The sequence below is a fragment of the Pedobacter sp. genome (genome assembly GCF_035317785.1).
Lineage (GTDB): Bacteria > Bacteroidota > Bacteroidia > Sphingobacteriales > Sphingobacteriaceae > Pedobacter.
The window spans coordinates 1-13,794 of sequence record NZ_DATHGC010000144.1 but is presented as its reverse complement, the minus strand read 5'-3'; the positions used below and the strand labels follow the sequence as shown (position 1 = coordinate 13,794).

12 protein-coding genes and 1 pseudogene are annotated in these 13,794 nt (G+C 45.9%); 3 read left to right on the top strand and 10 right to left on the bottom strand.

Translation table 11 applies throughout. The annotated features are described in order from the left end of the window. Window positions 1-243 precede the first annotated feature (243 nt). Window positions 244-1,134: a pirin family protein gene (locus tag VK541_RS09085; protein ID WP_324369153.1), complete on the top strand. Its 891-nt coding sequence runs from the start codon at window positions 244-246 to the stop codon at window positions 1,132-1,134. A 9-nt stretch (window positions 1,135-1,143) separates the two neighbouring features. On the opposite strand, the gene VK541_RS09080 is transcribed toward VK541_RS09085, so the two are convergent. The 3 genes from VK541_RS09080 to VK541_RS09070 form a co-directional block, all read right to left on the bottom strand. After that, the gene (locus VK541_RS09080; protein ID WP_324369150.1) at window positions 1,144-2,007 is read right to left on the bottom strand and encodes an alpha/beta hydrolase; all 864 of its coding nucleotides are present in this window, start codon (window positions 2,005-2,007) and stop codon (window positions 1,144-1,146) included. Further along, window positions 2,007-2,891, bottom strand: a complete 885-nt coding sequence (locus tag VK541_RS09075) for a sterol desaturase family protein (protein ID WP_324369148.1) — start codon at window positions 2,889-2,891, stop codon at window positions 2,007-2,009. Before VK541_RS09075 ends, VK541_RS09080 begins: the two co-directional genes overlap by 1 nt. A gap of 81 nt (window positions 2,892-2,972) precedes the next feature. After that, window positions 2,973-4,088 carry a metallophosphoesterase family protein gene (locus tag VK541_RS09070; RefSeq protein ID WP_324369146.1) on the bottom strand — a complete coding sequence of 372 codons (1,116 nt, stop codon included), beginning with the start codon at window positions 4,086-4,088 and terminating at the stop codon, window positions 2,973-2,975. Between the two features lie 99 nt (window positions 4,089-4,187). On the opposite strand from VK541_RS09070, the gene VK541_RS09065 reads away from it, so the two are divergent. Continuing rightward, window positions 4,188-6,230, top strand: a complete 2,043-nt coding sequence (locus VK541_RS09065) for a M13 family metallopeptidase (protein WP_324369144.1) — start codon at window positions 4,188-4,190, stop codon at window positions 6,228-6,230. 117 nt (window positions 6,231-6,347) lie between these two features. On the opposite strand, the gene VK541_RS09060 is transcribed toward VK541_RS09065, so the two are convergent. From VK541_RS09060 to recJ, 4 genes are read right to left on the bottom strand one after another with little or no spacing between them, the layout of a single operon-like run. After that, window positions 6,348-6,776 (bottom strand): CBS domain-containing protein, encoded by a 429-nt coding sequence (locus VK541_RS09060; RefSeq protein ID WP_324369141.1) that lies wholly within the window; start codon window positions 6,774-6,776, stop codon window positions 6,348-6,350. 50 nt (window positions 6,777-6,826) lie between these two features. After that, a complete protein-coding gene (locus VK541_RS09055) occupies window positions 6,827-8,335 on the bottom strand; it encodes a GH3 auxin-responsive promoter family protein (RefSeq protein WP_324369139.1) in 1,509 nt (502 codons plus the stop codon). Between the two features lie 16 nt (window positions 8,336-8,351). Next, window positions 8,352-9,086, bottom strand: a complete 735-nt coding sequence (gene lptB, locus VK541_RS09050; protein WP_324369137.1) for an LPS export ABC transporter ATP-binding protein — start codon at window positions 9,084-9,086, stop codon at window positions 8,352-8,354. Beyond that, window positions 9,083-10,792: a single-stranded-DNA-specific exonuclease RecJ gene (recJ, locus tag VK541_RS09045; protein ID WP_324369135.1), complete on the bottom strand. Its 1,710-nt coding sequence runs from the start codon at window positions 10,790-10,792 to the stop codon at window positions 9,083-9,085. Before recJ ends, lptB begins: the two co-directional genes overlap by 4 nt. Window positions 10,793-10,912: 120 nt before the next feature. Here recJ and VK541_RS09040 point away from each other — a divergent pair, with 120 nt between their 5' ends. Next, window positions 10,913-11,677: an MBL fold metallo-hydrolase gene (locus VK541_RS09040; RefSeq protein WP_324369133.1), complete on the top strand. Its 765-nt coding sequence runs from the start codon at window positions 10,913-10,915 to the stop codon at window positions 11,675-11,677. 18 nt (window positions 11,678-11,695) lie between these two features. Here VK541_RS09040 and VK541_RS09035 read toward each other — a convergent pair whose 3' ends face one another. The 3 genes and pseudogenes from VK541_RS09035 to VK541_RS09025 all read right to left on the bottom strand — a co-directional run. Then, complete coding sequence (locus VK541_RS09035; protein ID WP_324369131.1) at window positions 11,696-12,097, bottom strand: response regulator; 402 nt, start codon at window positions 12,095-12,097, stop codon at window positions 11,696-11,698. 171 nt (window positions 12,098-12,268) lie between these two features. Further along, window positions 12,269-12,862, bottom strand: coding sequence for a YceI family protein (locus VK541_RS09030; RefSeq protein ID WP_324369129.1), 594 nt, complete (start codon window positions 12,860-12,862; stop codon window positions 12,269-12,271). A 116-nt stretch (window positions 12,863-12,978) separates the two neighbouring features. Next, a pseudogene (locus tag VK541_RS09025) lies at window positions 12,979-13,794 on the bottom strand (glycine dehydrogenase (aminomethyl-transferring)); the annotation flags it as partial.

The following is a 13,794-nucleotide window of genomic DNA, read 5'->3' as shown; positions in this document are numbered from 1 at the left end:
TATCCTGGAAACGCGACAAACGGAACCATTCCGCGCAGGTTCCCATATCCATTAGACGAGGCCGCTAAAAACGGTGCCAACTACAAAGCCGCATCCTCAGCAGTACCCGGAGGCGATAACCTCGCAGGCCGGGTCTGGTCGGACAAACAATAGCACACCCCTAAACATATCATCATGCCAAAAGCCTTTCAGCATTTGCTGAAAGGCTTTTTTATGCGTAAATTCAAAATATATTTTATAGCCATGTCAAATATCCAGCTCATTATCGAAGAAAGACCCAGCAACATCGGCAATTTTATGGTGGGCAGACTGCTGCCCTTTCGTGAAAAAAGAATGGTGGGGCCATTTGCATTCATAGACCATATGGGGCCTGTATGTTTGAGCGATCATGAGAACCTTGACGTTCCCCCGCATCCGCACATCGGCCTTTCCACACTCACTTATCTTTTTGAAGGCGCCATCATGCACAAAGACAGTTTAGGAACAGAAGTGGAGATCAAACCCGGCCAGATCAACTGGATGACGGCCGGGAAAGGTATCGTCCATTCCGAAAGGACCCCCGGATACCTGCGTACATCTGATAAGATGATGCATGGTCTGCAGATCTGGGTAGCACTGCCCAAATCACTGGAACAAATGCAGCCTGAATTCTTCCATGTCAATGAAGATGAGCTGCCTGCCTGGGAACAGGACGGTGTGCATTTCAAACTGATCGCAGGGGAGGTGCTGGGGCACAGATCTCCCGTTCCTGTGTACAGTCCTCTTTATCTTCTGGAGCTCAAATCCGCCGCAAGGCAAACCATCACCATCGGGGCTGAACTGTTCGGTGAAAGCGCCTTGTATATTTTAGAGGGTGCGATAGAAAGTGAGGAGCATACTTTTGGTCCCAAACAAATATTGGTGGCCAAAGACAGCAAGCTTTGTGAGTTTACCCTGCAGGAAAATACCACTGTTTATATTTTTGGCGGAGAACCCTTTCCGGAGGAAAGGTTCATTTACTGGAACTTTGTCGCCTCATCCCGTGAACGGATTGAAGAAGCCAAAAACGCCTGGCTGGAGCAAACTTTTGACCCGGTTCCCGGAGAAACAGAATTTGTGCCGCTTCCCCCGCAAGGGCCTGGTATTAAACATTAGCCCGCAGATCTAATCTAGATGGATCTTAATGAACTGACCGATCTCGGCAATCACCCTCGGGTCTACGATTATTTTAGCGTGCGAGGTATCAATATACTGTGATACCCTGATCTCAGGGTGTTCCTGCAGAAAAGCATGGATATAGTCAGCAGGTGAAATGTAATCATTCAGTTCATAAAGCAGCAAGTGCTTTAACTTGCCCGCAAAGCTGTACATGTCATTGAGCAGGAAGCGGTCAGTATTTATTCCGTACAAATCCTCAAAGCTTTTGAAAAAGTGCTGCTGAGCCGCTTCGGTTATACCCACTGCAGTCATCGTTGTTCTGAAGTTCTCCGTCAGGTTCACCAGAGGGGCTATGCTGATCAATACTTCAGGATATTGAGTGGTCTGGTCAACCACCAGCGCATTGGCCATGCCGCCAAGCGAGTGGCCGATCATGACATCCGGCATTCCAAAAGTTTTTTGCATTTGTTTTACCGCGTCTGCAAACAGAATAAGGTTGCTCAGCTCACCTTCCGAACTTCCGTTTCCCGGCGCATCAAAGGCCCGGACCTCAATATCAGGATTCTGCAGCAAAGCATGGATGAGTTCGCTGAAATCAATGGCCTTAGAACCCCAGCCGTGAGTTAACAATACTTTTACCGGGCCCTTGCCCCATCTGAAAGTATTGAAGCTGAGATCTGACTGGCTGAAATATTCATCGTACACTTTTAGCTGATCTTTTTCAGCACGGTCTGTCAATTCCTGCTGATGTACACGGCCCGGCATTTTTGGCGAATAGCAGATTAGTTTCCAGAGCAGAGCCTGTAATTGTTCCGGATCATTGCCGTCCAGTAACTTTATATCTTCAACGATCTGCTTCAGTTTTTTCATCAGGAATTAATGGCTTGCTGCATTACCCTTGCCGTTTGGGTACTGCCATCGTGGCTCCATCCCGGCGGATAAAATACATATTTCAATTTATCTGCAAAGGTAGGGGCCCGCCGGACATCCCGGTATAACGCGATGAATTCGTGGAAGATGACATTGACCGGGCCTGTATCTTCGGGTTGCTTAGTCAGTCCATACCTGATTTCTTCATCCGCAACCTCCGCCTGGAAAGTACCAAAAATGCGGTCCCACAAAATCAGCACCATTCCCATGTTCTTGTCCAGGTAGCGCAAATTACTCGCATGGTGAACACGATGGTGTGATGGCGTGACAAAGATATATTCAACGACCGGATGCAGTTTCATGACCAGCCTGGTATGTACCATATTGCCATAGATCTGCGTGATCAGGTAAGCAAAAAGAATATCAAAGGCATTAAATCCCATCAATGCAAGCGGGAGGTAAAAGAAAACACGGTAAAGCGGCTCAAATACTGTAGACCGGAAGCCTGTAGTGAGGTTAAAATATTCTGAGGAGTGGTGGGTCACATGCATTGCCCAGAACAGGCGGACGTAGTGCCCGGTATAATGCAGCACCCAATACAAAAAATCCTGCGCCAGGACCAGTACGATCCAGTAAGTGATGGTATTCGTAATTTGAAACAGCCGGTAATGCAGATAAAAATATTGCAGCAGCATAAAAGTGCCAGCCTTCATGCTTACATTGATCACAAAAGCCACAGTCATTAAGTAAATGTTGGTCATTGTGTCGCTTTTTTTATAATGTTTGCTGTCGTGCATGTAGCTAAAGAACATTTCTACAACAGCGAGTAAGATCACAACACTAAATAATGCTGCTACAGAAATACTTTTGTCCAATTCTGTCATTTCCTTTACTGATTTGCTATTGCAAAGTTAAGATCAAATCAAGAATCAGGCCTAAATGTAAAGGTCATAAATTTCACATTTTCAACGGCCGGTCAGGTCAATTGTAAAATGATCAAACGCCGTCGGCTCTTGTATTTGCTGATCAAAAGGTATGGCGTAGTAAGTTCCGTTTAAGGTAAAGCTGAACGGAGTTTTTTCGATGCTGATCTTTAAGAATCCGTGGCGGTCGTCACAATAGTTCTCCAGTTGAAGACCCTCAAATAACTGGCTCCGGGTATCGCAGGTCACATCCAGAGGATTGGCAAGCTGGTGGAGTTCATCAAAACCTCCGGCGCCGGCAACGATATAGGGCACCATTTTTCCGTCCTGATACTGTTTGCTAAACCGCTGGTAATTGTGTACATGGCCGCTGAATACAGCATCAGGTTTAACACCTGAGTCCCTGAATGCGCCTTCTAAAAATTCAATCATGGGCCTGCTCGATCCGTGATTGACATCAGCGGAATAAGGTGCGTGGTGCATGCATACGATCAGGGCCTTATCCGGATGATTTTCGGCAGCATTTTTCAGCTCCCCGACAAACCAGTTCCTTTGCTCACGGTTGATATACCCGTATTTTGGCACATTGGTATGCAAGCCTATGATGATGGCAAGAGGCGATTCCATGGTCCAGTAAACGTGGGGCTGTACCTGGCTTTTTCTATTGCCTTCTTCCCCAAAATAAATCGTTTTTGAACTTCTGTTACAAAATGCAGTACTAAAAGCTTCCAGACTTTCATAAGGTTCCTCACTGTCCGGATCTACATCAGTATCATGATTTCCTGCTATGGCATAAATCGGGGCAGGGTAACATTCAAAAGGCGCTAAGAACTGGTTCACATAACCCGCTGCTTCACCAAAGTGATAGACGATATCTCCAAGGTGATACAGAAAAGCCGGCTGATCTTCTTTTTGATCAGCACCGTGGTATTGTCCGGTCATTTGCTTTGCCGTTCTTTCCTGCTGCTCAGAAGATTCGGTCCCGCCCGTATCTCCTGTCATGTGGAATACCATTTTGCCCTTGAGCTTGTCTTCGTGCTCCAGCTGCAGACGGTAAGGAAAGCTGCCGGCAGGTGCGGGAGGAACCTGGTATTTATGAAGGTCATCAACCAGTTCTGTTTTCAAAACAGCATTATAGCCAATCTTTGTGCTGATCATAATCTTAGGGTTTGGTGAGCACTATAAAATTAGGCCTCCAATATTAACCCAGGATTAAAAATGAATTATTAAATTTGAGTAACACTAAACATTATATTCATGATAAAAACAAAAAGAATGATGGCGCTGCCCGTACTCGCAGCAGCATTGCTGGTTGCAGGCGCCTGTAACAATCCGCAAAGCAGCGACGAGCTGCAGTCGGGTATTTTGCTCAAAAATATGGATACCACAGCCGTGCCCGGCAACGACTTTACGCAGTATGTGAACGGCACCTGGGTGAAGAATACCAAGATCCCCGCAGATAAGGCCTCTTATGGGGTAGGCGCCATGGTCAATGATAAGGCGCAGGAAGATGTAAAAGCACTGATCGAAAACGCGGCCAAAGGCAGCCCGAAAACTGATTCAGAGGAGCAAAAGATTGGTGATTATTACGAATCCTACATGAACCTCAAAGTTCGTGACTCCATAGGTCTGGTCCCGCTTAACGACGAATTTAAAAAAATAGACGCCATTGCTTCAGCAAAGGACCTGGCCGCGTATTTTGCCTATGCAGGCAAACTGGGCAACCTGGCCCCTTTTGGTGTAGGTGTGCTCGAAGATTTTAAAGACCCCAAAAAATATATGCTGTACAGCTGGCAGGGTGGCTTAGGCCTTCCTGAGCGGGAATACTATTTTCTGAAAGACGCCAAATCAGCTGCAATAAGAGCAAAGTATGTAGCTCATGTGGAACACATGCTCAGCATAGCCGGTATTCCAGACGCCAAAGCCAAAGCAGAGCAGATCATGACATTGGAAACTTCGCTTGCTTCCAAACATATGAAAAAAGAAGAAACCAGGAACATGGCAGGGCTGTACAACAAATATGCTGTCAAAAACCTGAATACGCTGCTGCCGGATTTCGACTGGAATACTTTGCTGACTGAAGCAGGAGTGGGCAAAGAAGACAGCCTGGTCGTCTGTCAGGTGGCTTACACTAAAGACCTTAATGCCATTTTAAAAAACACACCGGTTGACGTCTGGAGGACCTATCTCAAATGGGGAGTGGTCCACGGCGCGGCAACTACGCTAACCTCAGCTCTGGACAAGGAAAACTTCGATTTTTATGCAAAAACGTTGTACGGTGTTATTGAGCAGCGGCCCCAGTGGCGCAGGGCAGTTGATGTGGTCAACGGCGCATTAGGCGAAATGGTGGGCAAACTTTATGTAGAAAAACATTTTCCGCCTGCGGCGAAAGAACGTATGCTGAAACTGGTAGGTAACCTGCTGAAAGCTTACGAGTCCAGCATCAAAGAACTGGATTGGATGAGTCCGGAGACCAAGAAACAGGCACTGACCAAGATCGCCAAATTTACCCCTAAAATAGGATATCCTGATAAATGGAGAGATTATGGTGCGCTGAAGATTGTAAAGCACGACCTTTACGGAAATAACAAGCGCGCAACCGATTTCGAGTACAACCGTCAGATCGGCAAGCTGGGCAAACCAGTAGACCGCTCTGAATGGGGAATGACCCCGCAAACGGTCAATGCCTATTACAATCCCACCATGAACGAGATTGTATTCCCTGCGGCAATCTTACAGCCACCCTTTTTCAATATGGAAGCCGAAGACGCTGTAAATTACGGCGGCATTGGAGCAGTAATAGGTCATGAGATCGGTCACGGCTTTGATGACCAGGGCAGTACATTTGACGGAAATGGCGTAATGCGCAACTGGTGGACAACCAAGGACCAAAGCGAATTCAAAAAAAGGACTAATGCTTTGATCGCCCAGTATAGCGGCTTTAAAGTATTTCCGGACCTCAACGTAAACGGGGATTTCACTCTTGGTGAGAACATCGGTGATCTTGGTGGGCTGAGTATTGCACTAAAAGCATACAGGACCAGCTTAAATGGCAAACCGGCACCGGTGATGGATGGGTTCACAGGTGAGCAGCGTGTGTTTATAGGCTGGGGACAGGTATGGCTGAACAAAGCCAGAGAAGAAGCCCTCAGGAACCAGGTTGGTACTGACCCGCATTCTCCTGCAAAATTCAGGGTAAACGGCGTAGTCAGGAATATACCTGAATTCTATACCGCATTTAATGTAAAAGCAACAGACTCACTGTATTTAGCTCCAGATAAAAGAGTAAAGATCTGGTAGGAAACTACTGTTCCTCGGTATATATCCCTCGTCATTGCGAGGTACGAAGCAATCTCATCACGGGATTGCTTCGTACCTCGCAATGACGACACGGTATCTTAAAAACGATGAATTTGCCTAACTGCTGATATAACTTTCCAGCTGAGATATAGTGAGTTTCTGATCAGCAATGATGAATTTTACCACATCACCAATAGACACCATACCGAGCAGCTGACCTTCATTTGCAACCGGAAGATGCCTGATGTGCTTCTCTGTCATGATCTCCATACACAGATCTATACTGTCTGTAGGTTTGATCGTGATCGGATCAGCAGTCATGACCTCCTTCACCGGTGTATCCGCCGAAGATTTGCCATGCAGTATGATCTTACGGGCATAATCCCTTTCCGTAAAAATACCCAGAAGCTTTTGACCCTCGACGATCAGCAGAGCGCTAATGTTCTTTTCCATCATTAAATGGAGTGCTTCCAGTACAGAAGAGCCTTCTGTAACAGAAAAAACCTGCAAAGGCTTGACATTAAGTATTTGTTGTACGGTTTTCATAAGTAATTAAGGATAAGCTAATTGAAATATAGCTAAAAAAAATCAAATTGTTATAGATACGGTAAAATTTCTTCCACATACGTCCGGTCATTGGACAAGCGGGGAACTTTATGCTGTCCGCCAAGTTTTCCCTTGGACTTTAGCCAGTTGTAAAAGGTATGGGGAGGGGCATTGTGTACTTTCGGCCGTCTCAGTGCCATATCCTTAAAACGTTTCGCATCATAGTCGGAATTTACCTCCCTGAGGGTCTGATCCAGTACATCCACAAAGCGTTCAAAATTATTAGGCTGCTGGTCAAACTCAATGATCCATTCATGCCCGCCGGCTTCCTTACCCTTAAAATAAATAGGGCAGGCCGTATAATCTTTAAACACGGCAGCAGTAGCATCGCAAGCCTTGCAGATGGCCTGTTCAGCATTGTCTATAATGACTTCTTCTCCAAAAGCATTGATGAAATGTTTCGTTCTTCCCGTAATGCGGATGCGGTAAGGGGAGAGGTTGGTAAACTGAACCGTATCCCCGATCATATACCGCCACAATCCGCCATTTGTACTGATGATGATCGCATAATTTTTATGCAGCTCCACCTGTTCAAGCGATAAAGTATCCGGGTTTTCCCTGTCAATATGCTCCATCGGCAGAAACTCATAGTAAATTCCATAATCGAGCATCAGCAGCATTTCGTCCGAATCCACCTCGTCCTGTATACCAAAGAAGCCTTCTGAAGCATTATAGGTCTCCAGATAATACATGTTACTACAAGGAATCAGCTCTTTGAACTGTTCCCTGTATGGTTTAAAATTTACCGCACCATGGATATAAAGCTCCAGGTTGGGCCATACTTCCAGCAGGTTCTTCTTCCCCGTTATCTCCAAAACTTTTTTTGCAAGTACGATGGTCCAGGTAGGAACACCAGCGATATTGGTTACATTTTCCGTGATGGTAGCCTCAGCCATTTTCTCCATCTTCTCTTCGTAATTGTCCATCAGGGCAATCGAAATGTTCGGTGTCCTGTAATACTCCGCCCACATCGGGAGGTTTTTGATCAGCACCGCAGACAAGTCACCATAAAAGGAATCCTCGTTGAGCTGATTGATCTGATGGCTGCCGCCAAGTACCAGGCCTTTCCCGGTAAAGATCTCATTGTCCGGTCTGTTGTTGCAGAATATAGACAGCATATCCTTACCGCCCTTAAAGTGGCATTCCTGCAGGGATTCTTCAGACACCGGTATAAATTTACTCCTGTCGCTGGTCGTGCCCGATGATTTGGCAAACCACTTGATCTCCGTAGGCCAGAGGATATTTTGCTCACCTTTGAGCATGCGCTCAATATAGGGTTTTAGCGTATCGTAATTTTGTAAAGGGACCCGCTCCTTAAACTGCTTCGGCGTTTCAATGGTCCTGTAGTCGTATTTTTCTCCCCATTCTGTATCCTCCGCACTGGAGATCAGTTTGTGAAACCATTCCTCCTGCACATCATGCGGGTATTTTATAAAAAGCTCGATCTGGTGAACGCGCTTTTTCATATACCAGGTAAAAATTGAATTTACAATAGCCATGCTTGGATTATATTGGTTATAGATTTTTACTGCGGAGCACAAAGTTAGCGCCCAGATATACCCTCCTTACCATTTCATTGGCAGCAAGTACCTCGGGAGTACCCGATTCCAGGATCTTTCCCTCAAACAGCAGGTAGGCGCGATCCGTAATAGACAGCGTTTCCTGGACATTATGATCCGTGATCAGGATTCCGATGTTCTTTTGCTTAAGTTTGGCCACAATGGTCTGGATTTCTTCTACCGCAATAGGATCTACCCCGGCAAAAGGTTCATCCAGCAGGATAAAATTAGGACTTGCAGCCAGGGCCCTTGCAATTTCGGTCCTCCGGCGTTCGCCCCCCGAAAGCAGGTCTCCCCGGTTTTTTCGTACTTTATGCAAGCTAAATTCGGAGATCAGTTCTTCCAGTTTTTCATGACGTTCTTCCTTGCCCATATCGGTCATCTCCAGGATCGCCATAATGTTGTCTTCCACAGAGAGTTTCCTGAATACTGAGGCCTCCTGTGCCAGGTAGCCGATGCCCTTTTGAGCACGGCGGTACATCGGGTCAGTTGTAATGTCCTCATCCTCCAAAAAGATCCTGCCTTCATTGGGTTTGATCAGTCCTACGATCATGTAGAATGAAGTAGTTTTTCCCGCACCGTTAGGCCCCAGCAGTCCTACTATTTCACCCTGGCTGACACTAAAGGATACGTCATTTACAACGGTACGCTGCTTGTATTTTTTAATGAGGTTCTCGGCTCTTAAGATCATCCAGTTATATTGGTTTTAATGGCTTTAATATTTAGTTGCAGACTGCGTTTGTCTTTCCATACATTTTCTTCCACTGTATAACAAACAGAAAAAGGCTCATTTGGTTGTAAAAGACTTTCATATTCCGCAAGTCCAAATCCAATAGCCTCAAAAATAATGGAATTTTGTTGTTTTAACATCAATTTTAAATGTTTTATGCCCACAACCTGCGGCTTCGTTGTGACAAATACGTTGTGCGTTACAAATACCGGTGCGAGATTATGCGGGCCGAAAGGAGCCATTTGTGCGATGATGCGCTGAAATTTGGGGATGATCTGACTGAACTCAATCATCGCATCTACGCCCAGTTCCGGCCTCAGCAGTTCTTCAGTAATTGTTGCGGCCACGATATTTTCAAATCTTTCAGAAAAAAGCTCCATGTTTTCCGGCTTCAGCGTCAGTCCCGCTGCAAACTTATGCCCGCCAAACTGTACCAGCAGGTCTTCACATGCCAGCAGGGCTTCATACAGGTCAAAACCCGCAACAGATCTTGCTGATCCGGTAAGCAAGCCGTTTGAAGCAGTGAGCACTACCGTCGGCCGGTAGTATTTCTCGATCAGCCTCGAAGCCACTATGCCGATCACTCCCTTGTTCCAGCTTTCATGATAAACCACAGTTGTTTTTTTCCCCATCAGGATCTCACATTCGCCGATCAGTGCCAGCGCCTCAGCAGTCATGTTCTGATCAGAAGTTTTTCGCTCTGTATTTTGCAGGTTGATGAATGAACTTTGCTCCTGAGCCAGCAGGTCTTCATCGCAGATCAGCATTTTTACTGCCTGGCTCGCATGATCCATTCTTCCGGCCGCATTGATCCTTGGAGCCAGGACAAATACGACATCTGTAAGGGTATAATCTTTGTTCTTTCCCGAGATCTCCATCAAAGCTTTCAGTCCTGTGCAAGGCTTTTTGTTGAGTTTCACCAGCCCGTGATGTGCCAGTATCCTGTTCTCTCCCTCCACAGGCACAATGTCAGCAGCTATGCTCACCATGACCAGATCAAGATACTGTTCGTATTTTTCTGGTGGCAGCTGATGCTTTTGACAATAGGCCTGAGCCAGTTTAAACCCTATACCGCAGCCCGCCAGTTCTTTAAAAGGATAATCGCAGTCCGCCCGTTTCGGATCCAGTACCGCTGCCGCATCAGGAAGCACATCACCCGGCAGGTGATGGTCACAGATGATGAAATCAACACCCATAGTCGTGGCATAAGCTACCTTCTCCACTGATTTGATCCCGCAATCCAGGGCAATGATCAGCGTAAATCCGTTTGCAGCAGCATGATCTATACCCTCAGTAGAAATGCCATAGCCTTCTTTATGCCTGTCGGGAATATAGTATTCAATGGCTTCAGTAAACCCGCTGAAAAAGCCATAGGTCAGCGCTACAGAGGTAGTGCCATCCACATCATAATCGCCGTAAACCAATATTTTTTCACCATTCTGCAATGCCGCATCAATTCTTAAAACCGCCTTATCCATGTCCTTCATTAAAAAAGGATCATGCAAATGTGCCATTTGCGGCCTGAAAAAATCACGCGCCTTATCAAAGCTGTCTATGCCGCGCTGCACTAAAATTTCAGCCAGGCTTAGGTCTATAGTCAACTGTTGTGCAAGCAAATCTGCGTTTTCCTGATTGCCCTTTACGGCCTGCACCCATCTTTTTTCCATTCAGATTCTCGTTCTTTTTATGCCCTCTTCACAAAGTGATAAGTTCGTTAAGGTTCCTTATCTTTGCAATGATATCGTAAATATATCATAAATTCTTTTTTTCCAATTAATATTAAGGCATTGCAAGTTTTCCCATTATTTGAAGGTTCTTATTCGGTAGCCGCGGACAAAAAATTTATTCCTTTTGACCCTGAAAAGGACAATCCCAAAGACCGCCCGGCCTCATTGTTCATACACATCCAGCCCTTTTTGGTCCAGTTGAAAGATAGCCTTGTCCTGTTTGATACCGGCCTTGGTTACAGCGATGAACAAGGCCGCCTGATCCTGCATGAAAACATCAGGAAAGCAGGCTTTAACCCTGATGATGTAGACCTTGTCCTGATGTCCCATTTACATTTCGATCATTCCGGCGGGATGATCCATCAAAAGGACGGCAGTATGGAACTGAGTTTCCCCCATGCTGCTTATGTGATCCAGCAGGGAGAGTGGGAGCGTGCATTTACGAGTCCTTCTTCCTCCTACAAAACGGAGATCTTTGATTTTTTACAGCGCAACGCTCAGCTTAGGTTTATAGAAGGGACAGGACAGCTTACAGAGGAGATTAGTTACGAGTTAACAGGTGCACATACGCCTTATCACCAGGTATTCCTGCTCGACGATGGTACAGACAAAGTATTCTTTGGTGGTGATGTTCTTCCCGAACCAGAGGAACTGCTGCGCAGATTTATTGCCAAGTATGACTTTGATGGCCGTAAAGCCATGGAGCTGCGGGAAGAATTTGGAATAAAAGCCGCAACCGAAAACTGGAACTGCCTGTTTTACCATGCAAAATCAAAAGCTACCGGCTTCGTGGCCTATGAAGATGGTCAGTTTAAGATCAGCTGATCAGCCGCTGAAGCATCATTAATGAGCAATCAGCCGCAAAAGTTCGGTTAAGCGCCCAATAGAAAGTGGTTTAGATATGAAACCGCTTATGGCCTTATAAGATTTGGCTTTTTCAATGTCGTTTTCGTAAACTGAGGACGATACCATATACATATGGGTCTGTTCCAGCATGTTCAGTTTTTCATAAGCCTCCAAAAACTCCCATCCGTTTAGTAAAGGCATATTGATGTCTACCAATATAAGCTGCGGAAAAGGATCTCCGTTTTTAACAAGTGCCGTCAAATAATCAAGTGCCAGCTGCCCGTTGCTTTTCGAGGTTAAGCTGACAGCATATCCGGTTTTTTCAACAATCTTTTTGATGATGAAAATGTTAATTTCATCATCATCAATAACCAGCATGTTAATCTTGATCTCTGTCATATGGCACTAAGGAGAACTAAAGGTATAAGAACTAATGTATGCAAAAAATATAATGTTTAAACACACAAGCTGTAAGCGGGTCAAAAAAAAAGTCCCTAATCTTTTCAAGATCAGGGACTACAATCAGGTAATATTTTTGTTAGATTGTCTATACAAGTGTTACATTGTCATTTATTTTGATGCAACCAGCTTAATTGCCAGTTCAAAATCATCATAGATCATTTTATCCCCGACATCAGGAAACACACCTTTCGATCTGAATTTGATGCCGTATTTGGTTCTGTCCACGACTATTTTTGCTGCAGTTGCAGTTACAGACCCATCAGCATTCCAGGCTACAGCAGCAGGAAAGGAGATGGCATTGGTGATGCCTTTAATGGTCAGGTCTCCGGTTACATTTATCGTATTGCCTGTTCCGCCACTGATTTTTTTGATCACAAAGGTAGAGGTGGCAAATTTGTCCACACCAAAAAAATCATCAGCCTTCAGGTGACCCTCCAGTTTGGCGCTTCCTTCCGCATCTTTGATCGTGGCCATATTGATGGCGAAATTACCGCCCGCCAGTTTTTTGCCATCAAAAACGAGTGTTCCCGACTGAAGCGCTATGGTGCCGTTATGACCACCGGTCAGCTTTTTGCCTACCCATGTCAGGGATGATTTCGCAGGGTCTACCTTGTAAGACGCTGCCTTGAACGCCGGAGCTATAAAAGCCGAGGAAACTGCTGCGATAAGAAGCAGCGCAAGTGATGTGATTTTCAATTTCATGGTACAGTATGCTAGGTTTTTAATGGCCGGGCTCATTTCCCGGCCTGTTGTATTTTATGACAGCAAATCTAACAAATGGTTTAGCTGTTCAAATTGATGTATGTTAAGAATCGCGCCTAAGCGTAACTTTCCTCATAACTTTCTATCGGCGGACAGGCGCAGACCAGTGACCTGTCGCCAAACGAATCGTTCACCCTTCCCACAGACGGCCAGAATTTATAGGCTGCGACATAAGGAAGCGGGAATGCTGCAGTTTGCCTGCTGTAACCATGGCTCCAGTCGTCACCCGTCACCACAGTAGCTGTATGCGGTGCATTTTTCAGAGGATTGTCTATTTTATCCAGCTCACCTTTTTCTACCGCGGTGATCTCATTTCTGATCGCGATCAGCGCATCGCAGAAACGGTCCAGCTCATGCTTAGGTTCGCTCTCTGTAGGTTCCACCATCAGTGTTCCCGCAACCGGGAAAGATACCGTAGGCGCATGGAAGCCGTAGTCCATTAGCCTTTTGGCAATATCGACTACCTCAATCCCAAAGTTTTTGAAGCTCCTGCAATCCAGGATCATCTCATGTGCACAACGGCCCTGAGCTCCGGAATATAAAACAGGATAATGCGCTTCCAGACGCGCCTTCATGTAATTCGCGTTCAGAATTGCATATTTGGTCGCATTGGTCAGGCCTTCCCCGCCCATCATCGCAATATAAGCATGTGAGATGATCAGGATAGAAGCTGATCCCCATGGCGCGGAAGACACCGCATGAATTGATTTTTCATTGTTAATGTCCACAACCGCATGGCCCGGCAGGTAAGGAACCAAATGTTTGGCCACACCAATAGGGCCCATGCCCGGACCGGCGCCGCCGTGAGGGATGCAGAAGGTTTTGTGCAGGTTCAGGTGGCATACGTCAGCACCAATATTGGCCGGGCTGGT